Annotated in this window: 22 protein-coding genes and 3 tRNA genes; 7 read left to right on the top strand and 18 right to left on the bottom strand. The window is 42.7% G+C overall.

The features are described 5' to 3' along the window. Positions 1 to 41 precede the first annotated feature (41 nt). The 13 genes from NZ875_03100 to NZ875_03160 form a co-directional block, all read right to left on the bottom strand. Entirely contained in the window at positions 42 to 4,994 is a 4,953-nt protein-coding gene (locus NZ875_03100; protein ID MCS7174723.1) for a DNA-directed RNA polymerase subunit beta', read from the bottom strand. 25 nt (positions 4,995 to 5,019) lie between these two features. After that, complete coding sequence (locus NZ875_03105) at positions 5,020 to 8,538, bottom strand: DNA-directed RNA polymerase subunit beta (GenBank protein MCS7174724.1); 3,519 nt, start codon at positions 8,536 to 8,538, stop codon at positions 5,020 to 5,022. A gap of 157 nt (positions 8,539 to 8,695) precedes the next feature. Continuing rightward, positions 8,696 to 9,091: a 50S ribosomal protein L7/L12 gene (gene rplL / locus NZ875_03110; protein ID MCS7174725.1), complete on the bottom strand. Its 396-nt coding sequence runs from the start codon at positions 9,089 to 9,091 to the stop codon at positions 8,696 to 8,698. A gap of 2 nt (positions 9,092 to 9,093) precedes the next feature. Next, positions 9,094 to 9,654 carry a 50S ribosomal protein L10 gene (gene rplJ / locus NZ875_03115; GenBank protein ID MCS7174726.1) on the bottom strand — a complete coding sequence of 187 codons (561 nt, stop codon included), beginning with the start codon at positions 9,652 to 9,654 and terminating at the stop codon, positions 9,094 to 9,096. 148 nt (positions 9,655 to 9,802) lie between these two features. Beyond that, on the bottom strand, positions 9,803 to 10,510 hold the full coding sequence (rplA, locus tag NZ875_03120; protein MCS7174727.1) for a 50S ribosomal protein L1: 708 nt from the start codon (positions 10,508 to 10,510) through the stop codon (positions 9,803 to 9,805). Positions 10,511 to 10,532: 22 nt separating this feature from the next. After that, a complete protein-coding gene (gene rplK / locus NZ875_03125; GenBank protein ID MCS7174728.1) occupies positions 10,533 to 10,958 on the bottom strand; it encodes a 50S ribosomal protein L11 in 426 nt (141 codons plus the stop codon). 45 nt (positions 10,959 to 11,003) lie between these two features. Beyond that, a complete protein-coding gene (gene nusG, locus NZ875_03130) occupies positions 11,004 to 12,068 on the bottom strand; it encodes a transcription termination/antitermination protein NusG (GenBank protein ID MCS7174729.1) in 1,065 nt (354 codons plus the stop codon). Positions 12,069 to 12,075: 7 nt separating this feature from the next. After that, complete coding sequence (gene secE, locus NZ875_03135) at positions 12,076 to 12,273, bottom strand: preprotein translocase subunit SecE (GenBank protein MCS7174730.1); 198 nt, start codon at positions 12,271 to 12,273, stop codon at positions 12,076 to 12,078. A 27-nt stretch (positions 12,274 to 12,300) separates the two neighbouring features. Then, positions 12,301 to 12,376: transfer RNA gene (locus NZ875_03140), tRNA-Trp, on the bottom strand. Between the two features lie 4 nt (positions 12,377 to 12,380). Continuing rightward, the gene (rpmG, locus tag NZ875_03145) at positions 12,381 to 12,527 is read right to left on the bottom strand and encodes a 50S ribosomal protein L33 (protein ID MCS7174731.1); all 147 of its coding nucleotides are present in this window, start codon (positions 12,525 to 12,527) and stop codon (positions 12,381 to 12,383) included. Between the two features lie 31 nt (positions 12,528 to 12,558). Next, positions 12,559 to 12,645 (bottom strand) — tRNA-Tyr (locus tag NZ875_03150). Positions 12,646 to 12,657: 12 nt separating this feature from the next. After that, positions 12,658 to 12,733 (bottom strand) — tRNA-Thr (locus NZ875_03155). 120 nt (positions 12,734 to 12,853) lie between these two features. Then, positions 12,854 to 14,665 carry an aldehyde ferredoxin oxidoreductase family protein gene (locus tag NZ875_03160; GenBank protein MCS7174732.1) on the bottom strand — a complete coding sequence of 604 codons (1,812 nt, stop codon included), beginning with the start codon at positions 14,663 to 14,665 and terminating at the stop codon, positions 12,854 to 12,856. Positions 14,666 to 14,745: 80 nt separating this feature from the next. Between NZ875_03160 and NZ875_03165 the strand changes: the two genes are divergently transcribed. Both NZ875_03165 and glyS read left to right on the top strand, forming a co-directional pair. After that, positions 14,746 to 15,609 (top strand): glycine--tRNA ligase subunit alpha, encoded by an 864-nt coding sequence (locus NZ875_03165; GenBank protein ID MCS7174733.1) that lies wholly within the window; start codon positions 14,746 to 14,748, stop codon positions 15,607 to 15,609. Continuing rightward, positions 15,587 to 17,602, top strand: a complete 2,016-nt coding sequence (gene glyS, locus NZ875_03170; GenBank protein MCS7174734.1) for a glycine--tRNA ligase subunit beta — start codon at positions 15,587 to 15,589, stop codon at positions 17,600 to 17,602. Before NZ875_03165 ends, glyS begins: the two co-directional genes overlap by 23 nt. A gap of 3 nt (positions 17,603 to 17,605) precedes the next feature. On the opposite strand, the gene guaB is transcribed toward glyS, so the two are convergent. Continuing rightward, positions 17,606 to 19,078, bottom strand: coding sequence for an IMP dehydrogenase (guaB, locus tag NZ875_03175; GenBank protein MCS7174735.1), 1,473 nt, complete (start codon positions 19,076 to 19,078; stop codon positions 17,606 to 17,608). A gap of 119 nt (positions 19,079 to 19,197) precedes the next feature. Between guaB and NZ875_03180 the strand changes: the two genes are divergently transcribed. From NZ875_03180 to NZ875_03200, 5 genes are read left to right on the top strand one after another with little or no spacing between them, the layout of a single operon-like run. Beyond that, entirely contained in the window at positions 19,198 to 19,467 is a 270-nt protein-coding gene (locus NZ875_03180) for an acylphosphatase (GenBank protein MCS7174736.1), read from the top strand. Between the two features lie 10 nt (positions 19,468 to 19,477). Next, on the top strand, positions 19,478 to 20,086 hold the full coding sequence (gene tmk / locus NZ875_03185) for a dTMP kinase (protein ID MCS7174737.1): 609 nt from the start codon (positions 19,478 to 19,480) through the stop codon (positions 20,084 to 20,086). Beyond that, complete coding sequence (locus NZ875_03190; GenBank protein ID MCS7174738.1) at positions 20,076 to 21,182, top strand: ABC transporter permease; 1,107 nt, start codon at positions 20,076 to 20,078, stop codon at positions 21,180 to 21,182. Before tmk ends, NZ875_03190 begins: the two co-directional genes overlap by 11 nt. Then, the gene (gene yfcE, locus NZ875_03195) at positions 21,179 to 21,739 is read left to right on the top strand and encodes a phosphodiesterase (GenBank protein MCS7174739.1); all 561 of its coding nucleotides are present in this window, start codon (positions 21,179 to 21,181) and stop codon (positions 21,737 to 21,739) included. Before NZ875_03190 ends, yfcE begins: the two co-directional genes overlap by 4 nt. After that, the gene (locus NZ875_03200) at positions 21,736 to 22,713 is read left to right on the top strand and encodes a hypothetical protein (GenBank protein MCS7174740.1); all 978 of its coding nucleotides are present in this window, start codon (positions 21,736 to 21,738) and stop codon (positions 22,711 to 22,713) included. Before yfcE ends, NZ875_03200 begins: the two co-directional genes overlap by 4 nt. 56 nt (positions 22,714 to 22,769) lie before the next feature. On the opposite strand, the gene tsf is transcribed toward NZ875_03200, so the two are convergent. Genes tsf through lgt form a run of 4 tightly spaced genes read right to left on the bottom strand, consistent with a single transcriptional unit; the run spans position 22,770 to position 25,372 of the window. Next, on the bottom strand, positions 22,770 to 23,366 hold the full coding sequence (tsf, locus tag NZ875_03205) for a translation elongation factor Ts (GenBank protein MCS7174741.1): 597 nt from the start codon (positions 23,364 to 23,366) through the stop codon (positions 22,770 to 22,772). Positions 23,367 to 23,411: 45 nt separating this feature from the next. Next, positions 23,412 to 23,897, bottom strand: a complete 486-nt coding sequence (coaD, locus tag NZ875_03210) for a pantetheine-phosphate adenylyltransferase (protein ID MCS7174742.1) — start codon at positions 23,895 to 23,897, stop codon at positions 23,412 to 23,414. A 4-nt stretch (positions 23,898 to 23,901) separates the two neighbouring features. After that, on the bottom strand, positions 23,902 to 24,525 hold the full coding sequence (locus tag NZ875_03215) for a serine/threonine protein phosphatase (protein MCS7174743.1): 624 nt from the start codon (positions 24,523 to 24,525) through the stop codon (positions 23,902 to 23,904). After that, positions 24,506 to 25,372, bottom strand: a complete 867-nt coding sequence (gene lgt, locus NZ875_03220) for a prolipoprotein diacylglyceryl transferase (GenBank protein ID MCS7174744.1) — start codon at positions 25,370 to 25,372, stop codon at positions 24,506 to 24,508. The genes NZ875_03215 and lgt overlap by 20 nt, the downstream gene beginning before the upstream one ends. Positions 25,373 to 25,374: the final 2 nt, after the last annotated feature.

Genomic DNA, 25,374 nt, shown 5'->3' on the forward strand with positions numbered 1-25,374 from the left:
AGGGCCCTTTTGGGCCCTTTTGTTCTCTTCTTAGAGGAAATTTAAGCCATTTTTTCTTCTTCCGCAGCACGAGGAGTTTCTTCAATTTGAATGTTGGCAAAGATTTCTAACCCAGTCCCAGCAGGTATGAGCTGACCAACTATGACGTTTTCTTTCAAACCTTGCAGATAGTCAACCCTACCCTCGATGGCTGCTTCAGTTAGAACTTGTGGCGTCTGCTGGAACGAAGCTGCGCTTAGCCAACCTTCTTGCTCCAGAGAAGCTTTGGTGATTCTCAACAATCTTCTTCTATACTTCATTGGCTCTTTAGGAGCGATTTGATAAACCGTAGGTCTACCATCCTCAATTACGACAATTTCCTTGATCCCAGCGTTGACAGATTTCTCAACAATTTCTTCCGTGACTTCCGCACCTTCAGGAGCAATTTGAACGATCTCATCGTTCACTTTTGCTACGACTCTCTTGGCTAGAATCTTCCCAACAACAGCACTCCTGTTGCTCTGTACGTGAGCATTAGATTTCAGTATCTCGTTGTTTATTCTCATAGCTTCAGCGAGTGGGAGCAGTTCTCCCGGCAAGAAATCTGTGTCACCTGGATCTACTACTTCGACTCTTCCGAGCATCTGCCTGATGATTATCTCAAAATGTTTATTGTGAATCTCAACTCCTTGTTCAACGTAAACCTTTTGAGTTTCTCTGAGCAAGTACATCGCTGTAGCTTCAACACCAAGTGTATCCATAAATTTTCTCAGTTTCACAGCACCTGTCGTGAGCATTTGGCCAGGTAGTACCTTCTGGCCTCTAGTGACATTTTCTTTGACTTTATCTGGTATTTCATATTCGTATATTTCCCCAGCGAGATCTTCAATATAGATCTTCTTCTTACCATCCACTTCTTTTATATCCCTCACGAAACCTGCGACTGAACTGAACACACCTTCAGGTTCTTTGAGTTTTTTCCTCGCCTCGAACAACTCTTCAGCTCTTGGCAATCCTTGTGTTATATCTGCGGCTGTCGCTATACCTCCAGTGTGGAACGTTCTCATCGTGAGCTGTGTTCCAGGTTCGCCGATCGATTGAGCTGCAATTATTCCAACTGCTTCACCAACGTTGACCACTTTGTGGTTAGACAGATCCATACCGTAGCACATTGCGCACACACCGCGTTCGGCTTCACAAGTCAATGGTGATCTCACGTAGATGTTTGGTCGCACTTTAACTGTTCTCACACCATTTTGTTCAAGTATAACAGCCGTTGTTTCATCTATTTCTTCTTGATAAACAAGTAGCTGCTTTTCACCCTTCTTGTCCCAGATTACCTCTTGAGATATAGTCCCAACGATGGGATAAATCTTTATCTTGATCTGCCTCTTACCAGCATTGCGAGCGTTGCGGATCAGATCCCAGCTGACTTCCGTACCAACTTCGTAAATCGTACCATCTTCAAGTTTGATCTCTTCATTCGTTACAGCGTAAGAAATTGGCAACTGCAAACTCTGAAGATCCAGAGTTTGTTCAATGCACACGGGGACAGACACAACATATTTAGATAGGAATTCAGCGTCCTCATCGGATAGTAAGCAATTTCTAGCATATTCTTTGTCAGTCTTTGGATTTCTCACCACTTCACCAGTCAGAGGATCCAAAACGTCTTTTGCCAGAACCCTGCCGAACAAAAAGTCTTTCAACTTTTGAACCGTCAAAGCGTCGCTCACAAGCTCCATTGCCTTAATTCCGTTTTCCGTCCCGCAATCAGTCATCGTTATGAACACACTCTGTGCGACGTCAACGAGTCTTCTCGTTAGATAACCAGCAGAAGATGTTCGAAGAGCAGTATCCGCAGCACCTTTTCTTGCGCCATGTGTTGATATGAAGAACTCAAGTGAATTCAAACCCTCCCGGAAATTCGAAATTATTGGTATTTCAATAGTTTTTCCGGAGGGATCAGCCATCAAACCTCTCATACCTGCCAACTGCTTGACCTGGTCTATGTTACCCCTCGCACCCGAGTTGACCATCATGTAGACCGGATTGAATGGATTTTCCCCGAGTGCTTCGTAGGTAACCTTTTGAACATCCTCCGTTGCTTTGGTCCAAACTCTTATGATTTCTTTGTATCTTTCTTCGTAGGTGAGGAAACCTTCGGCGTACTCCGCTTCAATTCTCTCGACTTTTTGTAATGCCTCTTTGATGATTTCATCCTTCTTCGGTGACACGACTAAATCTTTCAACGATATAGTTAATCCCGAGATGGTGGCATAATGAAAACCTAGATCTTTCATGTCGTCAAGTAAATCAGCCGTGGCTTCCATACCGTGCCTCTTAAAGGTTTCATATATGAGGTCTTTGATTTCTTTCTTGCCAAACGTTTTAGTATAATCTCTCAGATCTTCGGGAACGATCTCGTTGAATATGATTCGTCCAACAGTAGTCTTGACGATCTCTTCTTTTCCATTCTTTCTAACTTTTGCTAAAACTGGGGTGTGAAGACCAACGAAACCCAACGAATGGGCCAAGATAGCTTCTTCAGGCGAGCCGAATTTGTAGTCAACTTTATCCTTACTAACTGAATCGTAATTGTTGTTCACAGCCGTTAGATAGTAAATACCAACAATTATATCTTTTCCAGGCATAGAAATGGGTTTACCGTGTGCTGGAGATATGATGTTGTATCTAGACAACATGAGATATCTGGCTTCAGCTTGTGCAGCAGCAGATAGAGGCACATGAACTGCCATTTGGTCTCCATCGAAATCCGCATTGAAAGGTGGACAAACGAGTGGATGCAATTGTATAGCGTTTCCTTCTATGAGTTTCGGCTCGAACGCTTGTATGGACATCCTATGTAGAGTCGGTGCTCGGTTCAAAAGTACAGTTTGTCCCTTGATAACCTCTTCAAGGACATCGAACGCCTCTGGCATTTCGCGCTCAATGATGGCTTTTTTGAGCTTTCTAGCTGTTCTGCTACTTTCCCCACCTTCCTCGATCAGTCTTTCAAGTATGAAGGGTTTGAAAAGTTCAAGCGCCATTTTCTTTGGAAGACCACATTGGTGAATTTTTAACTCTGGACCAACAACTATAACTGCTCTTCCAGAGTAATCCACTCGTTTGCCAAGCAAGTTCCTTCTGAATCGACCTTTCTTACCTTTAACAAGATCAGTCAAAGATTTCAGAGGTCGACCATTTCTGTCAGCAACCGGCCTTCCCATTCTACCGTTGTAAATCAAACTATCGACGGCCTCTTGCAACATTCTCATTTCATTTCGAACCATAACCTCCGGTGCATTCAACTCCAGGAATCTTTTCAATCTGTTGTTTCTGTTTATGACTCTTCTGTATAAATCGTTTAAATCTGTAGTTGCAAATCTTCCGCCGTCTATTTGGATCATGGGTCTCAGCTCTGGAGGTATCACCGGCAATGCTTCTAAGACCATCCATTCAGGTCTTGTACCTGACTTGATCAAGCTCTTAACGATCTTCAATCTCCTAAGAAGTTTCAAAGCTCTTCCGCTACTTTTTGGAAGCTGTGTAAGCTCTGATTCTATTTGTGCCCTAAGTTTCTCAAGATCTATCATTTCAAGTAGTTTTTTTACAGCCGCAGCACCGTACTGTGCCTCTATCTTTCCGGGATAGAGCTCCTTGTAAGCTTCGTACTCATTCTCGGTGACGATGGAACCCACAGTTATGCCTGTTTCTTTCGAGAGTTCTTCATCTATTTTTGTGATAGCGAGGATTGGCCTATCGTTCTCAACCTCGGTTTCTACAGAGAATTGATTAGGATAGTATTCTTCGAACAATTTATACTCAGTCAGAGACAAATATTCATCCTCGAAAAGGAATCTGTCTGCGAGATAATCACCTGCTTTGACTCTGTCTCCATCATTTACATACGCCAAAGCTCCTTCAAAGATTGGATATTTCTTCTCAACAGCAACCTGTTCAACATAGATGAACCCAGATGATAGCACTTCGTAGGAACCATCCTCCAAAGGCCTCACGTTTAGATCCCTGCTGAATACCACCTTTCCAGAGGACGGGCTCTTTACCGCTTGAATTACACCTGCAGTCCAAATTTGATCACCAGCTTTGATCTTCGATCCATTTTTTACAGTGAGTCTCGAGCAGAACGGAATAGAGACGATCATGGGTTGTTCTTTGCTCGTTGCGAGTGGCTTCAACGTCAAACTTGATGTTAAATCGTCTATTTCGATCGTTCCATCGAATGGAGCATAAAGTGCTGGGATTTCCTTTTCAGCCACAATGATGTCATTCTGGGAAACTTCCTGTCCATTTTTGACCAGAAGGATCATTCCAGGAAAAACCTGCATTTGCGACCGAACGACGTTACGTACTATGATCCAAGTTATTGTTCTCCCTGTGTTTGAACGCTCATTCTTCAGACTCACTTCACCGTCTATCTCTGATATCACCGGAGTTTTTGGATTCTTGACTATGACAGCTTGCTCTGCCTCAAAATCAAGAACCTTTTTGTATATGTTGTATTCAGTCTCATAGATTACATCTGCTTCAGCAAACTGAGTCTTCTTGGGATTAGTAACGATGTATGCCTTCTCTATAATCCGTCTACTACCGTAATAAATTATGTTCTCTAAGTCTCGAGCTGATATGTTGAGCAAAGTGGAGAGTATGCTCGGAGTACTTTTGAGGTACCATATGTGAACCACTGGCGCAGCGAGTTCGATGTGACCCATTCTTTTGCGTCTAGCATCTTTAGATTCAACTCTCACACCGCATCTTTCGCAAACAGTTCCTTCATATTTCTTACCTTTGTATTTTCCACAAGCACACTCGTAATCCTTGGTTGGACCAAAAATCTTCTCACAGAAAAGTCCATCTCGCTCTGGCTTGAAAGTTCTGTAATTTATCGTCTCAGGTTTCTTTACCTCACCACTTGACCAGCTTCTGATAGCGTCTGGGGAAGCAACACCTATTTTTACCGACGCAATCTTTCGCTTGAAGGTAGAAATAGCCATCTTTCTTCCCTCCTTGGCGCCCAATTTAGAATCTGTCAATATCTACTTCGTTGCCATTTTCGTCGTAAACTCTTACGTCGAGCGCCAGACCTCTGAGTTCTTTGATTAACACCCTGAAACTTTCAGGTACACCAGGTTCGGGAATATTTTTACCCTTGAGAATAGCTTTATACACTTCGTTTCGTCCTTTAATATCGTCAGATTTTATCGTGAGCATCTCGTTCAAAGTATGTGCTGCGCCATGCGCTTCCAAAGCCCAGACCTCCATTTCACCAAATCTCTGGCCTCCAAACTGAGCTTTTCCACCAAGAGGTTGCTGATGAATAAGAGAGTATGGACCTGTAGACCTGGCGTGTATCTTGTCACGTGCTATGTGTATGAGCTTCATCATGTATATGCATCCGACGACGACAGGTTCTGCGAACGGTTCACCCGTTCTTCCGTCTCTTAGAATAACTTTGCCAGAAGGATCGTTTTCGTCATCGCCTTCTTCTAATCCAACGATCTTCCTTTCTTTGTACAACCACGGAAGGATGTCTTCCTCTTTGGCCCCATCGAAAACGGGTGAAGCAAACCAGCTGTTAGTCAATTTCGCTAACCATCCGAGGTGCGTTTCTAGAATCTGTCCGACGTTCATCCTAGAAGGTACTCCGAGAGGACTCAAAACAATCTGCACTGGAGTGCCATCCGGTAAGAAAGGCATATCTTCCTTTGGAAGAATCTTGGAAACTACACCTTTATTTCCATGTCGACCGGCAAGTTTGTCTCCAACTTCGAGTGTCTTTCTGCTCGCTACATAAACCTTGACCAGTTTATTCACACCTGGTCCGAGTTCCGCGACGTCCTCCTTGTCAAAAACTTGGACGTCGATGACCCTACCTTCGGTACCGTGCGGTAGCCTCAGAGAAGTGTCTTTGACATCTTTTCCTCGCTCACCGAAGACGGATCTTATTATCTTCTCCTCAGGAGTCGTCTCACCCTCACCTTTTGGGGTAACTTTGCCAACAAGAATATCTTGAGGCCTTACGTATGCACCAATTCTAACTATACCGTTTTCATCGAGGTTCTTCAGGGTCTCTTTGTTGACGTTTGGAATATCCGCCGTGATTTCCTCCGGTCCAAGTCTCGTGTCTCGAGCTTGAGTTTCATAAACTTCTATGTGAATGGATGTGAAAACATCATCCTCGAGTAGCTCTTCGCTGACGAGAATCGCATCTTCAAAGTTATAACCTTCCCAAGACATGAAAGCAACCAAGATGTTTCGACCAAGAGCAAGCTCACCCATGTCAGTCGCTGGGCCATCTGCGATAACTTCACCTTTTCTCACACGTTCGCCCACATTCACTATTGGTCTTTGATTTATGACAGTATCTTGATTAGTTCTAACAAATTTCATCAATCTGTATTCGTCGAAAATCGGTTTTCCATCTTTGTACATGAGGTTTCCATTTTCATCTGTTCTATGCACAACAATCCTTCTAGCATCAACTTTTTTCACTATTCCATCGTGTTTTGCTGTCACAAGATATCCAGAATAAAGCGCAGCATCGTGTTCAACACCTGTAGCCACAAAAGGCGCTTCGGGTTTCAATAATGGAACAGCTTGTCGTTGCATGTTGGATCCCATTAAAGCTCTGTTCGCATCATCGTGCTCTAGGAACGGTATCAGAGAAGTTGATACAGACACGATCTGTTTCGTAGACACATCCATGAACTGAACTTTTTCTTTCTCTACATACAAGATCTTTTGCAAATATCTTACAGGTACTCTGTCTTCGACAATCATCATATCTTGATCAACTTTCACAGTACAGGGTGCGATACAGTAGTGTTCTTCTTCATCTGCTGTCAAGTACACAATCTCATCCGTGACCTTACCTTTTCTAACTCGCCTGTAAGGAGTCGTCAGAAAACCAAATTTATCAACTGTCGCATAAACAGCGAGTGAAGTTATCAAACCTATGTTCGCGCCCTCTGGAGTTTCGATAGGGCACATTCTTCCGTAGTGGGAATGATGAACATCACGAACTTCGAATCTGGCCCTTTCTCTTTTCAAACCACCTGGACCAACAGCAGTTAATCTTCTTTTATGAGTCAGCTCCGCAAGTGGATTCACTTGTTCCATAAACTGTGAGAGAGGACTTGTGGCAAAGAACTGATTCACACCTGCAATGATGGTTTTTATGTTGATCAAACTCTGAACGGAGATTTTATCCAGTGAGTTGTAGAGAGTCAATCTTTCTTGAATGAGCCTTTGAGCTTTAGAAAAAGCCCTTTCAAACTCTAGTTTAATGAGCTCACCAACTGTTCTGACCCTTTTATTTCCGAGGTGATCCTTGGTATCCATGATTTCGGGATTCTTACTTACTTCCAACAAGTACCTGGTAGCCAGCACGAGATCCATAGGTGTGAGAACAAGATCTGAAGGCTCGTAGTTCATCTTTTCAGCTTCTGCTTCACTCAATTTCTTGACTTGAACAAGGTATTTTTTGTAAGCTTGCTGTAGTTTCCGATTTATCTTATATCGGCCAACTTCCGAGAGCTCAAACCTTTCTGGAGTGAAATATAAACTATTAAGATAAGCCTTAGCTGCATTAACCCTCGGTATTTCGCCTGGTCTTAGCTTCCTATAGATCTCTATGTATGCTTTATTTGAATCAACTTCTCCGTAAGTACTGTTGAGTTTTTCCAACGTTTTCTGCGCCACCGGGTGTGCTCTCACAATGGTTGTAAGTTTTGACTCAAGGATCGTTTTTGCAGCGTGTTCTGTTAATACGCCTCCACGTTCGACAATCTTTTTCCCTTCGACGACAACGTCTTGAAGAATTATTGAACCTACAGCTTTCATCATGGTGTACTCATCTTCTGCATCTATGATTTCTGGAAAGAGATCCAGTATATCAAGATCGTTCTCGTAACCCAAAGCCTTGAACAACAAAAATAGATTTATTCTCCTCTTTCGATCTATGCGTGCATAGAACATATCATCTGCTGTGTTGTAAAGGATTTCTAGCCAAGCACCCCTAACTGGTAAAAAGTGCGCAACATAAATGGGAGCTGCTGCTTGAGTTTTCGGTATTTCATCAACAAAATAAACTCCAGGAGCTCTCACAAGCTGGTTTACGACCACACGTTCTGCTCCATTGATTACGAAAGTACCATTATCTGTCATGTACGGTATCGATCCTAGGAAAGCCTCTTCCTCTCTCATTTCACCGGTGTTGATGTCCGTTATGCGAACAGTTGCGTATATGGGAACTTGGTAAGTTAAACCTTTTTGCTTGCATTCTTCTATTGATGCGTTAGGTTCACCAACCCTTGTGGAGACAAATTCTAATACAAAACCCTTTTCACCTTTTCTCAAATCACCTTTATGAGGTTGAGAAGTTATCGGGGAGAACTTCTTCAATATTTCCATTAAACCATTTTGCAAGAAATCTCTGTAGGACTCGATTTGGATGGCAATCAAGTTTGGAACTTTCAGAGCATCAACAGTGCGACCGAAAGTTAAACGCTCGCGCTTACCATAGAGAACCGCTCGCATTTTATCACCTCGTCAGATCAGCGGAGTGGAAGCACAGGGAACTGAACGAAGCCTAGGACGCAGGCACGCCTAAATATGATAGCATAAAATAACCTATACCAGCAAGGCTGGTATAGGTTTGATACAATCTTTTTGCAGCTGAGAAAATTTGTTCACATCACTTCAAAATAACCTCTGCGCCGGCTTCTTCCAGTTTTTTCTTGATCTCCTCTGCTTCATTCTTTGGGATGCCACTCTTGACTATCGCATCGGGACTACCAGCTTTCTCAACTAGATCTTTCGCTTCTTTGAGTCCCAAGCCAGTGATTTCCCTGACAACTTTGATTACATTGATCTTATTCGCACCGTGACTCTTAAGAACCACACTGAATTCTGTTTTTTCTTCGGCTGCTGCTTGCGTAGCAGGTGCAGCACTCGTTGGGGCTGCCACGGCTGCTACCGCTACAGGTGCTGCTGCCGTGACACCAAACTTTTCCTCCAGAGCCTTCACTAGTTGTGCAAGTTCTGCAACCGTCAATTTTTCGATCGCCTCAACGATTTGTTCCACTGTCATTTTTACACACCTCCAGTACTCTCAGATTTCTTTTTGTTCTCAATTGCACTCAAGACATACACAAGTTTTCTGAGTACACCGTTCAAAGTGAATACAAGACCGTAGATAGGTCCTTGTACCCTACCAACAACCATCGCGTAGAGTTCTTTTTTGGTAGGCAAGCTGGCCAAATCTGATACCTGTTCAGCGCTGAACACCTTTCCTTCTAGAAAACCACCTTTAAAGAAATTCTCAAGTTTCTTCTCTTTCGCAAAACTCACTAGCAACTTTAAAGCATCCAGTGGATCGCCAGCCATGACATAGAATACAGCCGTTGGTCCTTTAAGGAAATTTTCGTAATCTGCTTTACTGTACCCAACTTTAGCGAGTGTTATTGAAGCAAGCGTATTTTTTACAACCGTCAATTTGGCATCCTTTCCATATTTCGAAGCTATTCTTTTACGCAATTCTCTGAGCGTTGCAACATCCAACCCAAAGAAATTCACAAACACCAACAGATTCGCCCTTGGAAAAATCTGCATCAAATTCTCCAGAATTTGTTGCTTCTTCTCTTTCGTTATCAACAACAACACCTCCTTTCAACAAAAAAGGTCTCTTCTACAAGAGACCCCGCTCAACCAAAGCAGCATCTTTCTTGTTCGCCTCGGTAGGCGGGGAACCATCCCTTTAGGATACCTACTTTCTTCGGCGAAGCGTACGATTGGTTCAGTATTAAATTTTTGCCGCTTCCAGCTCAGAAAGATTAAGTTTCACACCAACTCCCATTGTGGATGTCAATACAGCCTTTCTGATGAATTGACCTTTGATGCCTCCTGGTCTCATGCTCACAATTTGTTTATAAGCTGATATCAGGTTCTCTTTGAGCTTTTGGGCGTCGAAGGAACACTTTCCTATTGGTAAGTGGACTGAACCAGTTTTGTCACTTCTCACTTCGACTCTTCCCATTTTGAACTCTCTTACAGTAGATACTACATCATCAGTTACTGTACCGGATTTCGGTGAAGGCATCAACCCACGAGGACCTAAAATTTTTCCAAGCTTTCCTACAGATTTCATCATATCTGGAGTTGCTATGGCCACATCGAAATCTGTGAATCCCTCGTTTAGGATTTTCTCGACCAACTCATCTCCTCCAACTACATCTGCTCCCGCTTTCTTGGCTTCCTCAGCTTTATCACCCTTTGCAAAAACCAAAACTCTCACTGTTCTTCCTGTGCCATGTGGTAAGATCACAGTACCTCTGATTTGCTGTTCAGGGCGTTTGGGGTCTATGTTTGTTGCAAGGTGTAATTCCATTGTCTCATCAAATTTTGCTGTCGCGTTCTTCTTCACAAGGTCTATGGCCTCATCAATACTGTAAAACTTTGTTCTATCCACTCTTTGTCTGATCTCTAAGTACCTTTTGGAGTGTCTCGGCATAAGCCTCCTCCTTTTCAAATGTTTAGTCAACAATCTCTATACCCATACTCTTCGCTGTACCTTCGATGATCTTCACAGCGGCTTTGAGATCATTCGCTGTTAAATCCGGCATCTTGAGTTTAGCAATTTCCTCTATTTGCTTCCTCGTTACCTTACCCACGATCTTCCTTTTCGGTTCACCAGATCCTGTTTCGATGTTCGCAGCTTTCTTTAACAAAAAGGATGCTGGAGGTGTTTTTACAACAAAGCTAAATGACCGATCTTCATAGACCGTTACTATGACTGGTAGTATCATCCCTGCTTTATCCGCAGTTTCTGCGTTGAATCTCTTGCAGAATTCCATTATGTTGATCCCGCGTTGACCCAGCGCAGGCCCAACAGGAGGTGCAGGAGTTGCTTTCCCAGCAGGTAACTGCAGTCTCACCTGCGCTACAACCTTTTTAGCCATCGCGTTTCCCTCCTCCGTGGTTAAATGGGATCAGCTCCCTCCCACTCATTGGATTTTCTCCACCTCAGACACCTTAACTGTTACAGGGGTTTCTCTTCCAAATATCGTCACAGCAACTTTGAGTTCCTGCTTGACAGGATCTATTTCTTTCACGACACCTGCAAAATCTTCAAATGGTCCTGTGGTTATTTTCACGACATCTCCAACTTTTATGTCCATCTCGACACGAACTGGTTTTGTTTTTTCTTCATACGTTTCAATACCTGCGAGTCTCAAGATAGCTCTAGCTTCTTTCGGTTTAAGTTCCAAAGGTTGACCACCAGAGGCGACAAAATCTATCACCCCAGGGACGGTTCTAGCAAACTGCCAGGTATCGTCGTTCATCATCATCTCGGCAAATATATATCCTGGAAACATCCTCCTTTTTTGAGTCCTTGCTATTCTTATTTCCTTCCTCGTACCCAGATCGACTACCTCCACACGACCATTCACTGGAGAATGTACCTTTCTCCCTTCGGCAAGTAACTCTCCGTTCCTCACTTGCTTACCTTTATATATTCTGCTCGGATCATAAAGCTCATATGGAATATGATAAACATCAATCTCTCCATTTTCCAACTGCACTTCTACACGCTTGACACGCTCATTCTCAATGATTTTGCCATCTATCTCGCAAATATACTCTCCATCTTTTGTTAAAGGCATTCCTTGCCTTATTCTCGCACCTACTTTGATACCATTTACAAGTTTTGAACCTTCTGGGATGAGGTAAGTCTTAGAATACTTTTTATCGATCGTTTCTATAGTTATCCTCCTGTAATTCTTCGTTGTTACTATTGTGCCGCTGTGCCTCACATGTACAGCTGGTTCCTCAGCAATCAGATCACCTTTTTTAACATCAGAACCAGTCTTAACATGCAATTTGGCGTTCGGCGATACCGAGAGCCTTTTTAGAGATTTTCCCGTTGCGTCTATGATCGTTTCCTCAGGAATAACAATTCTGCCAAAGAACCTTTCGTAACCAGCAGACCTTATTTTAGTTTCCAAATTTTCCTTTGCACTTTCCTCTTGACCTGCCATCGTCCTTAGAATGTACCACTTCTTCCTCATTCACGAATCACCCAATACCGAGCGCGCGCAATATAGCTCTTATACCACCCGAGAGAACCAAATCGAGCAGAAAGAAATATACCCCCATGACTACCAGAATGAATATCACAACAGAGGTCGATACCAACAATTCTTTCCTATTGGGCCAATGGGTCTTCTTCGCTTCCCCAAAAACTTCTCTAAAGAACTTCCTTATTCTCTCCATAAATATCCCTCCGTGTAACATAAAAATTGGCAGGGCCGGCAGGTCTCGAACCTGCAACCGCCGATTTTGGAGACCGGCGCTCTACCAATTGAGCTACGGCCCTGCTCCTATTTAGTTTCAACGTGCTCTGTATGCTTGTTACAATTTGGGCAATACTTTCTCAGGCTCAGTTTAGTTTTCTTTGTATTGTTTTTCTCTGTATAATAATTCTTGTTTCCACAAACAGAACACTTCAGAGCTATTTTAACTCTCATAAATTTCACCTCTTTCGATCAGAATACGAAATGGTGGTGAGGGGAGGATTCGAACCTCCGAAGGCAATCCGCCAGCGGATTTACAGTCCGCCCCCTTAGGCCTCTCGGGCACCTCACCACCCCATTGGCCTGGAGCCAGCGAAGGGACTCGAACCCCCAACCTGCTGATTACAAGTCAGCCGCTCTGCCGGTTGAGCTACGCTGGCCCGTGGCCCTGTAAATTATACGCGACGATACGTATCTTTGTCAATGAGCAACCGCATTGATTAAAATACTACAAATGTGACGTGCCTACTATTAAATGTTCGTTATCTAACCGTTGCGAATCACTTCAATATGGAACCGAGTTCGCTCAATACGAATTCTAAATCAAGTTTCTTTAGAGTATCAACAGTGGGTATACCTCTCTCATCCCAGCCTCGAATTCTATAGTATTCAGACAAAAGATCGTCGTAACGATCGCGATCCAAGTGTTGCCCATTCACACCATCTTCAAACCAACGCCTGGGTGGATAATCCATCGTTCTGTTCCAATTACCTTGGAACTCTCTCACCCAATAGCTTCTTATTAGTGAATAAACTCTATCAGCTGCTAGATAGATATCATCCAGTGTATAATTTTTCCCTACAATGCTGCTGAGAATCTTCGCATACCACTCAAGATCCAAACCAAGTTCTACCCATGGTAATCTGCACGCCGTTAACATTTCGAACATACCGCCTCTGATCCTTTGTTGTTCAACAACTTTAGCAGCTTTATCCAATGAGTAATCAACAACGTACTCCTTGCTCTTTGACTCTTCCATTGGAGTGGAACCGATTTCCCAAGCGATCACCCATGCTTCTTTATGATGCGCTCCAATCGCACAAGTTCCATAGGCTAGCGCCATAGCTGGATAAATATAACAATTGTAAGCTGAAACTTCGAGCCCTTTGACGTGCATAGCTATTTCCTCGAGCCCTAACCGATCGGAAGCTCTCTTTACGCCTTCAGCCAAAAGAGCACCTAGCTCACCTTGCTTAAATGCAATCTTTTTGATAAGCTCTAGAGCACCTTCATAATCACCAAATTTTGGTCCTTCTTTCAGTACACCGCGCTCAACTGCTTCCATAGCGAATCCTAAGACAGCACCCAACGAGATGGTATCCATACCAAATTCATCTGCTAACCTATTGAGATGTGCGACTCGATTCAAGAAAGCTATACCAGTGTTTGGACCGAGCATACCTACGTTTTCATAGTCAACTTCGCTTTCTTTTCCCTCGATATCGAGCACCACATTTCCACAAATCATATTGCAGTTAGGACAACCTCTTCTTGAGATTTTCATTGCTTCCATCGCGTAACCGTCGACAGTCCTAGCATATTCGAATTTCACTTGGGAAAAGTTCCTTGTTGGAAGTGCTCTATTTTTGTTTGCCCATTCCACAGTCGCCATAGTTCCTTGACGTATCCAAAAACTATACGCTGGCAAAGTTGGTATTAATTTGAAAACTTCACGCGTATATTTTTCAAAGCTTTCTTTATCTTTTACTTCCACATCCTTGGTACCCTTGACCACTATAGCTTTCAACTTTTTACTTCCCATAACTGCTCCTATACCTGGTCTTCCACCTGCCCTGCCTTCTTGAGATATTACGACAGCATACCTAACTAGATTTTCTCCGGCAGGGCCAATGCTTAGAACACCGACATTACCATGTACCTGTTTCAAACGTTTTTCAGTTTCGAATGTTGAGAGCCCCCATAGCCCTTCAGCACTCATTATGTGAACGTCATCGTCATCAATATAAAGATAGACAGGTTTATCTGCAGCTCCTTCGATGACGATAGCCATGTAACCGGCTTTTCTCAAATATACCGAAGCCATCGTCCCAATATTGCCATCACCGTAACCACCGGTGAGTGGACTCTTCGCGGCTAGCACTAGTTTTCCACCGCTCGGTGTCCTAAGACCATTGAAAGGGCCTGCCGCCACCACAAGCTTGTTCTCTGCTGATAGGGGGTCCACTCCCCTCACTTCATCCCACAAAATTTTTGCAGCGAGTCCACGACCACCTATGAACTGTTCTAGTACTTTCTCACTGATAGGATCTTTCGAGATTTTCTTTGTTGTGAGGTTAACTCTCAGTATCATACACTTTGCCCCCTTATCAATTTTTCGCGTGATAATTTTACCACACACTCGCTTATAATCAGTGCAGTGGAGGTGAAATTTTGTACCTGCAAGATGTGATCGCTAAGTTGAACGAATATTGGTCCTCGCTCGGCTGTATGATCGATCAACCTTACGACTTGGAAGTTGGTGCTGGAACATTTCATCCTTCAACTTTCTTCGGATGCTTGCGAGAAAGCGAATGGAAAGTTGCGTTCGTTCAACCAAGTCGTCGTCCAACTGACGGAAGATACGGAGAAAATCCAAACAGGTTGCAACGATACTTTCAGTATCAGGTGATCATTAAGCCTTCCCCAGAAAACTCACAGAAAGTTTATTTAGATTCACTGGTAGCACTAGGTATAAATCTCAAAAAACACGACGTGCGGTTCATAGAAGACAACTGGGAATCACCAACACTCGGTGCCTGGGGTGTTGGATGGGAAGTCTGGCTTGACGGAATGGAAATCACGCAATTTACTTACTTTCAACAAATAGGTGGAATTCCTCTCAGATCGATACCGCTTGAAATTACCTACGGTTTGGAAAGAATTGCGATGTATCTACAAGGTAAAAACAACATTTTCGACGTGATGTGGAACGAGAAAATAAGCTATGGTGAACTTTACAAAGAAAACGAGAAACAATTTTCAAAACACAACTTTGAGACAGCAAGCGTGGAGAAACTGTTCACTCTCTACGATATCTTTGCATCCGAATTCGAGTCTCAGATAAAAGAAGGTTGTTACTTGGTTGCCTATGATTACATGGCAAAATGTTCGCATATATTCAATCTTCTAGATGCAAGAAACGCGTTCAGTGTGACGCAGAGACAGGAATTCATAAAATCCATAAGGTCTATGGCAAAGCGCTGTGCTGAAGCCTTCAGGGGAGGGAATTTGAATGATGAACTGCGTCTTGTTTGAAGTCGGTGTCGAAGATTTACCAGCGAGCGAAATGAATTCCATAAAAGATCAGCTCAAAGAATTGATACCCAATTTGTTCCGTGAAGCCCGAATTCCTTTCGATTCTTTCGACACGTTTGTGACGAACCGCAGAATAGCCATTCTTTTAAAGGGTGTGGCAAACACACAAGAAGACGTTACATTGGAAAGACGTGGCCCATCGGAAAAAGTGGCTTTTTCTGATGGACAACCTACCAAAGCGTTGCTTGGGTTTCTATCATCGTGTGGTGCAAACTTTGAGGATTTATTTCTCAAAGATGGTTATGTTTACGTCAGAAAAATTTTGAAAGGCAAGGATGTTCGTGAAATTCTACCAGAAGTGTTGACTAGGGTTATTACTAGCCTCAAGTTTTCGAAACCAATGCGTTGGGGTGATGGGAGATACGAATTTGTCAGACCTGTGAAATGGGTCTTGGCTCTTTTCAACAATGAAATCATACCACTGGAGCTCTTCGACAAAAAATCAGATAGATTCACCATGTCTCATCCATATTTGGGAAAACGGATCAGTATAAACCACCCAAATGATTACGTCCGAATTCTTAAGGAAAACTTTGTAGCTGTTGATGAAGAGACAAGAAGAAAAATGATTCTTGAACAATTGGATCAGATGGAGAAAGAATATCTTATTGTTTGTGAAAAAGATTCATCACTTATTGAGGAAATATGCAAGATCACCGAATGGCCACAAGCCATAGTTGGAAAGTTCGATGAGAAGTATCTGAAGCTCCCGAGAGAACTCATTACAGTAACGGTCAAACACCATCTCAGCGCTTTCTCGACGACCAGAGACGATCGTCTAACGTGCCATTTCGTCGCGTTCATAGATAGACCAAAAGATGATTCGACCATCATAACAAAGGGTTATGAAAATGTTGTGAATGCGCGTCTTGAGGATGCACGGTATTACTTTGAAATGGATAGAAAACGCAAGCTTGAAGATTTCAACGAAAAATTGCGTGGTATAGTTTTTCAAAGAGAACTAGGAACACTCTATGACAAAGTTCAAAGGATACTCACACTCACTCGATATCTGGTGGAAAAAATTTCGGCAAATTCTATTATGAGTAAAGCTTTACGCGCGGCCTACTTGAGCAAGGCAGATACTGCAACCCATGTGGTATACGAATTTCCCGAGCTTCAAGGTATCATGGGTAGAGTCTATGCCACTTTGGATAGAGAAGATGAACTCGTTGCACTAGCTCTTGAAGATCAGTATTCTCAGGAACCTAAGACTGAACTTGGAGCATTGATCGGTATATGTGATAGGGTAGATACTATAGTTGGTAACATTGCCCTAGGCAACATTCCTACTGGCTCAAAGGATCCTTACGGCTTGCGCACCAAAGCTGATACAGTTTACTGGTCAATTGTGCATTTCAACTGGGATATTGATCTCGCTGATTTTCTATTGAAAGCTAAAGAGCTATTAAATATTGGACTCGATGAAGTGAAGCTTTTTGATTTCATGAACGCTCGTTTTTACGCCTTTTTGTTATCTAAGAATTTCTCCTTCGACATCGCCCGTGCCGTTAACCACCTGTGGAGAAGACCACTTCGTGGATATTTGTCTGCACAAGCTTTGACCAAAGCTCGCAATGGCGAAGATTTCAACAACATTGCTGTAGGATTCGAAAGAGTACATAACATAACTAAGAATCATCTTGACAAACACTTTGATGGAGCGTTGTTTGAAAAACAAGCAGAAATAGATTTGCTGAACCAGTTTGTCATTTTGAAAACCAAAGTGGAAGAAAGCTTAACCAAGCTTGATTATGAAGATGCAATAAAACATCTTTCATCTTTGAAACCCTATATAGACAAGTATTTTGACGAAGTGTTCGTCATGGTCGATCAAGAAGACATAAGACGCAATAGATTAGGCTTTCTCAAGAACATAGACGAACTGTTCATGCTCGTTGGAGATCTAACGCAGCTAATAAGAAAAGAATAGCTCTCACTCTCTTGGTGAGGATGTCCAATAGTTCGAAGCCTCCCTGGTAATTATTATGTCGTGTGGGTGACTCTCTCTTAATCCAGCCAGAGTCACCTTTATGAATTTTGCTTTTTGTCTGAGTTCTTGCAAGTCTCTTGCGCCAACGTATCCCATACCAGCCTTAAGACCCCCGACAAGTTGATGAACAACATCCTTAATTGTTCCTTTATAAGGAACCATTCCTTCAACACCCTCTGGTACAAGCTTAGAATTCTCGCTCTGAAAATATCTATCTGCACTCCCTCTTTTCATGGCTGATTCGCTACCCATGCCGCGGTAAGCTTTATATTTTCGTCCTTGATACAGAATTGTTTCACCAGGCGCCTCTTCCGTCCCAGCAAAAATGCTACCTATCATCACAGAGTCTGCCCCCGCAGCAAGTGCTTTGACTATATCTCCTGAATATCTGATTCCTCCATCAGCTATGAGTGTGATGCCATGCTCACTAGCTACTTTTGAGCACTCAACAATGGCTGTGAACTGGGGAACTCCGACACCAGCAACAACACGAGTAGTGCAAATCGAACCAGGTCCAACCCCCACTTTCACCCCGTCGGCACCGGCCTCGATCAAGGCCTTCACACCTTCAGCTGTAGCAACATTGCCCGCTATGATTGGCAAACCTGGAAAATTTTGCTTCAGTTTCTTCACAGTTTCAATAACTCGTTTAGAATGACCATGGGCGGTATCAACAACTACGAAGTCAACTTGTGCATCTTTGAGTGCTTGCACTCTTTTGAAAACGTCTTCCCCGGTTCCAACAGCTGCTCCAACGACCAACCTCCCCTTGGTATCCCGTGACGCAAACGGATGTTCGATGACACTCATTATATCCTTGATCGTTATGATTCCAACTAATTTATCGTTATCGTCAACTAAAGGCAGTTTCTCGATCCTGTATTTGTGCAAAATATGCTTGGCTTCCTCTAGAGTAATGTTCGGCTTTGCCACAATCAATTTAGAACGTGGAGTCATGAGCTCACTAACCGATTTTGAGAGGTTCGTTTCGAACCTGATGTCTCTGTTCGTGATTAAACCAAGTAACTTCATATCCTCGTTGACCACAGGCAAGCCGCCTATTTTATACATCGACATTAGCTTTAAAGCTTGCTCTACTGTCTCATCCGGTCTTATAGTTATAGGATCATATATCACACCGTTCTCTGCTCTTTTCACCAAGCTGACTTGGTACGCCTGTTCTTCAATGGACATGTTTCTGTGTATGACACCGACACCGCCTTCCCGGGCCAAGGCTTTTGCCAAAGCGGCTTCCGTAACGGTGTCCATCGCAGCACTGACGAGAGGTATATTGATCCAAATATCTGCCACAAGCCTAGTTCTGACGTTTACTTCCGATGGTAAGACTTCGCTATATTGTGGCACCAAAAGCACATCGTCAAACGTGAGAGCTTCTTCATACTTCAAATGGGACACCTCCTTTTGGTATGATGTTTTTTAGGATTATAACATCCAACTGGACACTTCCGTTCCCATCATGTAGAGAAATATCTGTAACATAATTTGAAACCCTGGTGGAAAAAAGAGGTGAAAACTTGAAAGCCGTATTCATAAAAATTTTTGGTCATGTTCAGGGGGTTGGCTTCAGATACTTCACGCACAGAATAGCCAAAAAACTCAGGATAACAGGTTATGTGAGGAACGCCGAGGATGGTACCGTTGAAATACACGCCGAAGGAGATGAACGAATGCTCGAGCAGTTCCTTTCGGAAGTAAGTAGAGGCCCTACGATGGCGATCGTAACCGACGTTCAAGTAGAAGAAGTCCCGATTGAAGGATACAGGGACTTCGACATCATTCGCTGAGGTGAGTGCTGTGTTTATCAGTTTCGAAGGTATCGATGGGAGTGGTAAAGGAACACAAGTTCAGCTGTTCACAGATTATCTTCGGAAGAAAGGCGTGGATTTCATATACGTGAGAGAACCGGGTGGCACACCATTCGGTGAACAGATCAGAAACATATTACTGGTTGACCGAACGTTGACCGCGAAAGCCGAGTTGCTGTTGTTTCTCGCAAGCAGAGCTCAATTAGTTGAGACGATTATAAAACCCGCCTTAGCTCAGGGAAAGTTAGTTGTTGCTGATAGATTCGCTGACTCAAGCGTTGCATATCAAGGTTTCGCCCGTGGCTTAGGCGTAAACATTGTGAAAGAGTTGAACAATTTCGTGACGGACGGCTTGAAACCAAATTTAACATTCTACATAGATATACCAGTTGAATCGGCTCTATCACGAAAAAAACAACTCGATAGAATCGAGGAGGAAGGAAAGGAGTTCTTTAGGAAGGTTAGGAAGGCCTATCTGGATTTGATTGAAGAAGAACCCGATAGATTCGTTCTCGTGAACGGTGAAGCAGATGAGCTGACGATTCACAACTTCATCGTTGAAACATTCGAGAGGAGGAAAAAACAAAATGCTATTTAACTTGTTTCTCGTTGAGATGAAAAGAACTCTGAAAAATCCTTACATGTTGACTTTGATCCTTTCTATACCACTCGCTGTTGTAGCCGTAGCTGTCATTTTGTTCTCCAGCTTCAGTTTCCTCCAAGCAAGGATAGGTATATTGAATCTCGATACAGATCCTTTGTCTCGCCTTACAGTGGGTGTTGTCATGTCTATGTTCAAAGGCGGCAATGTGAGCTATGTGTCCACAAATTACGAGCAAAAACTGTTGAATGGTGAACTACAAGCGATTATCGTGATACCAAAAGAGTTCTCTAAGAAACTCTATGCGGGACAGCAAACTGAATTGATTTTTATCCCCAGCCCGGTTGATTTACAAGTTTCTACCATCATGTATAGAACCTTTCGTTCTTTGCTTGAGGATTTGAACGGTAGTCCTTTTTTCGATCCACAAGTTATCAGGTTTCTATTCACATCCCCAGGTTATCCATCGCCAAAACTTTCTGTACTTGACAAAGAAGAAGCTTTAAGTTTCCTTTCGATCCTTGTGCCGATCGGTGTTTTTCTCTCAACTGCGTGTGTTTTACTTGCCATAGTCTCAAACACTTTTCAGTTAGATGAGCAGTCACGATTAACAGAAATCTATATCACAATGAATGTGAACAGCTTCACATACACGGTTTCGAAGATTTTGACATACACTACTATAGGTTCTATCATCTCCCTCCTTGCTTTTTTAGCGTTTGTTTTCTTGAACATACCTTTTGATCTGACAACCACACTCAATTTGATAGTGCTCAATGCTTTATTCCACGCATGCCTTGGAATAATTCTATCAGCAGTTTCTCCAAATACCCAAATCTCAGCACTTTTGAGTGTTGCAGTCGCTGCAATAAGTTTTTACTTCAGCGGTAGTGTTGTACCCGTTTCATCAATGCCCCTTCTTTTGCAAGGCATTGCACGAAATTACCCCTTATTCTTGATCAACTACGCACTGAGAAAGAAACAACTATTTTCTATGAATCCCAGCAGTGATGTTAAATTGGTTCTCTCATACATACTGATCTCATTCGTGGTGTGTATCGTCCTAGGTTCGATGAGATTGAGGAGGAAATGAATTTGAGAAGGATATTGATAGTGTCCGATACTCACGGTTCACTGACAAGCTGGAAAAAGTTAAAAGCCTTGGTAGGAAGCGTTGATGAGATTTATCATCTTGGTGATGTGTTGTATCATGGCCCAAGGAACCCATTACCGGAAGGTTACGATCCATCAAAACTGGCGGAGGAGTTGAAACATGAGAATCTTTTCTTAGTTCGTGGTAATTGCGACGCAGATGTCGATTTACTCGTCCTTGGCATATCGGAAGCACCGAAAGTGCTGCTATTGAGCTTTGGGGGCATTGATTCTGTTCTAACGCATGGGGAATTTTTCGTTGATGAACAGCATGCACTTCGCTTTCTAGAAAATTACAGAGCTCAAATTTTATTCTATGGACACTCACACGTCCCGAGGTTCGACCAATTCGGTCTGAAGTTGGTTATAAACCCTGGAAGTTTATCTTTACCAAAGCTTCATACTGACCCTAGTTTTGTGCTTCTTGAAATTGGTGATTCAATAAAGATTTCGTTGATTTCGTTGGACGGTAAGATTACTAGGGAGGTCTTTCTGTGATAGATCTTGCTGGAATGATTCGAAATGCCAGTGCGAGAATCACAGTTATATCACACCGAGAAGAAATGCTTCCTGTGGACATAGAGTATGTACCTTCCTCTTGGCCAGTTGAGGAAGATCTGATCACAGCTCAATGTCCAAAGAAAGTGATCTTTGTGGATAGTAGGCGAAGAAGATACGCTTCCATAGAAGTGGAAGGGTGTGTGATTTTGCTCTCACAAGTTGTCACTGGTGCCGTTTTGCTGGAGAAAGATCGTTGTGTACCATTGTTTTCCCCAGATAATCCACCCATGGTAAATTTGGTGCTCGGTATGCCAGAATTCATAGCGAACTTGTGGGGTTTGTCATCCGATCAGCGTGTCATGATCGGTAACTTGGTTTGCGATGTGGCCGTTGGTCTCAATGCGAAGGATGCTACCGATTTGTACATGCAAGGGATAGAGAAGAAAATCGTGGAGAAATTCCTTCCAGATGCCCTCGTTATCAAGGATGGTGCGATAGATTTTGCGACACCAACCTTCCTCGTTGAACACGGCCCTATAGGTTTGGTGAAGAATATACATAAAGCCTATGTGGACCGTGATAAATTCAAGGTCTTCAGTTCAATGAAGAAAGGACAAAGATCAAAATGTATTGCGGTAGAACTCGGCCATGATACAGAATATTTGAAAATCATGACTTACTTGAAGCTATCTAGCACACCAGGATTGAGAGGTTTAGTACGCATTGAAACTGTGATCGAGAAAGATAGATTCGAACGTGTCAAAAACGACGTCTTTGCAACCCTTGCAGGGGTCTGTGATACCCTAATAAAAGTAAGCGATGACAGTGGTTTAATACCGAGAGCTCCCGAAGACACACTACCCATGGTATTTCTAGAGAGGTACCTAGACCAGTACTTTTACAACGAAACCTATGTCAAGTGTGCCCTAATTCAATCAATAAACTCCGGGGATTTCAAGAAAACTTTCTAACCACCATAATCGGAAAACAACCCCGGCCCAGCCGGGGTATTATGAGATTCTCAACTTCACTCTTCTCCTACCTGCATCCTGACGAACCTGGTAACTCTGATGTTTTCCCTAATTTTAGCGATAGCTTCTTCAATGATTTGTTTCACAGTTTTCGTATCATCGAATATATACTTTTGATCGTATAAACAAACATCTTCAAAAAACTTCTCCAGCTTACCTTGGACAATTTTATCTATTACTTGCGGTGGTTTGTTAGTATCTTTGAGTTGCGCCAAGTAAATTTCTTTCTCTTTCTCTATGACCTCCTGTGGCACATCTTCCCTTGAAACGTACCTCGGGTTCATTGCTGCCACCTGTTTGGCTAGATTGTACGCAAGTTCCTTGAATTCAGGCATTCGGGCCACAAAGTCTGTTTCACATCCGAGTTCCAGGAGTACACCTATTTTGTCATTGAAGTGTACGTATGCGGTTACGATGCCTTCTTTAGTGGCTCGAGATGCTTTCTTTTGAGCGACAGTTGTTCCTCGCTTTCTTAGTATTTCAACTGCTTTTTCAAAATCACCATTCGCTTCGCTCAAAGCTGTTTTGCACTCCATTACACCAGCACCTGTCATTTCTCTGAGCTTCTTCACCATATCAGCCTTGACTTCCATCCTTCGAACCTCCTCAGATTAAATTTATCAAGAAACCGTGCGATATTATAGCATACCTTTCCCGTACATCTCTTTCAAAACATCCAAAACATTCGATGGAACCCAATTGCTCACGTCTCCTCCCATGGATGCTACTTCCCTGACCAATCCAGATGATAAGAACGAAAACTTCTCATCAGTCATCAAGAAAACTGTCTCCAATTCTGGCCACAGATGCTTGTTTGCAATGGCCATTTCCAATTCGTATTGGAAATCTGTCACAGCCCTCAAGCCTCGTACAATGGTTTTGATATTCTTACTTTTGGCATAATCGACGAGCAAACCTCTGTGGCTATCAACATGCACTCTCGGCTCGTCCTTTAGAAGCTCTTTTATCAATTCGAGTCTTTTGTCGAGGGGCAGAAGCGCTTTTTTCTTCGGATTGATCATGACAACGACCCATAGTTCATCGAATATCTTCAAAGCCCTGTGTATGACATCCAAATGACCATAAGTGATTGGATCAAATGAGCCTGGATACATAGCCTTCATCAATTTAACCTCCACACTTTGAACTGTAAACTTTCATAGTCCCAAGAGCTATCGCCGATAGCTTGTTCCCATAAACACATCCTGTGTCCAAACCTATTTTGTCTTTCATTATTAAAACCTCTTGGAAAGGTGTGTGACCAAAGAAAATCCTATAGCTGGGTAAAGGTGCCTCGCTGTAAATAAACTCATATCTGATCCAAAGTAGGTCGAATGGGTTTTGTTTTTCAATCGGGATATTTGGCCTAACTCCAGCATGAACAAACAAATCGTTACCTTTTATAGCGTATAGGACTGTAGATTGAATGAAATCGATATGCTGCTTTGGTATTTTATCTATACCTCCATAACTTCTCAGTGTCGCATCCGCACCATTCATAAGCCACAAATCGAAGTTTTCACCTTCCAAAATATAGTCAAGCAGCATTTGCTCGTGATTGCCCCTGATGAAGATGCACTCATAACTCTTTGAAAGGTCCAGCAGTATTTCAAGCACACCTTTACTATCTGGACCCCTGTCTATATAGTCACCCAAAAAGATCAATTTTGATTCAGCAGTCAGTGGTAAGCTTTCCAAAAGTTTCATCAAGCTGTTCGAGCATCCGTGTATATCACCTATCACAAACGTCAATCATTCCACCCCGCAACGCTACATACAGAGTGAATCCAACGATTATCAACGTTGAACTGAGAAGTTGTGCAAGCCTGATCGGTCCAACGTACATGCTATCTAGTCTGAATCTCTCTATGCAAATTCGTCCCAGTGAGTAGAAACACAGATAAAGCGAGAACACTTCTCCAAATCTTTTTCTGTATCGTTCCAAATAACGTTTCAATACCAAAAATGTCAGAAAATTCCAAATCGACTCATACAAAAAAGTCGGGTGAAAATAATCATACGACTTGAATTCGAACGGTCGCATAGTTGGTGGGACATACATTTTCCAGGGTAGATTTGTTGGCTCACCAAAAGCCTCATAATTGAAGAAATTACCCCACCTTCCAATGGACTGGCCAAGTGGAAGATACGCTGCGCCGATGTCCAATGCTTGAAGTGGTTTGAAGGTGATACCCTTTTTAAAATTCGAATAAATCAAGAAAGTTGCTATACCAGCTAAGATAGCCCCCTGAATCGAAAGACCGCCGTGCCAAACTTTTAAAATTTCCGAGGGATTTCTAGAGTAGAATTTCCAATTGGAAAAAACATACAAAACTCTCGCACCAATCACGCCAAACACAACAGAATAAAAAACAAGTTCATCCACTTGCTCCAAGTTCACATTCTCTTGCTTGGCCTGCCGGCGAGCAAGCGAATAAGAGATAAGAACACCTGCGAGAATGAAAATGGAATAAAACCTCAACTCGAAAGTGCCCAACTTAAAAAGATATCTTGGAAGGATCAATTTACCTTGAAAGGTGAGAATTAAAAAGGTCACAAGAAATGATAAGAAACCAAGTGGTATCAGAAAACGTTTCATTG

This window comes from Pseudothermotoga sp. (assembly GCA_025060105.1).
GTDB lineage: Bacteria > Thermotogota > Thermotogae > Thermotogales > DSM-5069 > Pseudothermotoga_A.

Excerpts from the sequence above, each read along its gene's own strand:
- NZ875_03100 (MCS7174723.1), bottom strand. The coding sequence starts at position 4,994 with ATGGCTATTTCTACCTTCAAGCGAAAGATTGCGTCGGTAAAAATAGGT.
- NZ875_03105 (MCS7174724.1), bottom strand. The coding sequence starts at position 8,538 with ATGCGAGCGGTTCTCTATGGTAAGCGCGAGCGTTTAACTTTCGGTCGC.
- rplL (MCS7174725.1), bottom strand. The coding sequence starts at position 9,091 with ATGACAGTGGAACAAATCGTTGAGGCGATCGAAAAATTGACGGTTGCA.
- rplA (MCS7174727.1), bottom strand. The coding sequence starts at position 10,510 with ATGCCGAGACACTCCAAAAGGTACTTAGAGATCAGACAAAGAGTGGAT.
- rplK (MCS7174728.1), bottom strand. The coding sequence starts at position 10,958 with ATGGCTAAAAAGGTTGTAGCGCAGGTGAGACTGCAGTTACCTGCTGGG.
- nusG (MCS7174729.1), bottom strand. The coding sequence starts at position 12,068 with ATGAGGAAGAAGTGGTACATTCTAAGGACGATGGCAGGTCAAGAGGAA.
- secE (MCS7174730.1), bottom strand. The coding sequence starts at position 12,273 with ATGGAGAGAATAAGGAAGTTCTTTAGAGAAGTTTTTGGGGAAGCGAAG.
- rpmG (MCS7174731.1), bottom strand. The coding sequence starts at position 12,527 with ATGAGAGTTAAAATAGCTCTGAAGTGTTCTGTTTGTGGAAACAAGAAT.
- NZ875_03160 (MCS7174732.1), bottom strand. The coding sequence starts at position 14,665 with ATGATACTGAGAGTTAACCTCACAACAAAGAAAATCTCGAAAGATCCT.
- glyS (MCS7174734.1), top strand. The coding sequence starts at position 15,587 with ATGATGAACTGCGTCTTGTTTGAAGTCGGTGTCGAAGATTTACCAGCG.
- NZ875_03190 (MCS7174738.1), top strand. The coding sequence starts at position 20,076 with ATGCTATTTAACTTGTTTCTCGTTGAGATGAAAAGAACTCTGAAAAAT.
- yfcE (MCS7174739.1), top strand. The coding sequence starts at position 21,179 with ATGAATTTGAGAAGGATATTGATAGTGTCCGATACTCACGGTTCACTG.
- tsf (MCS7174741.1), bottom strand. The coding sequence starts at position 23,366 with ATGGAAGTCAAGGCTGATATGGTGAAGAAGCTCAGAGAAATGACAGGT.
- coaD (MCS7174742.1), bottom strand. The coding sequence starts at position 23,897 with ATGAAGGCTATGTATCCAGGCTCATTTGATCCAATCACTTATGGTCAT.
- lgt (MCS7174744.1), bottom strand. The coding sequence starts at position 25,372 with ATGAAACGTTTTCTGATACCACTTGGTTTCTTATCATTTCTTGTGACC.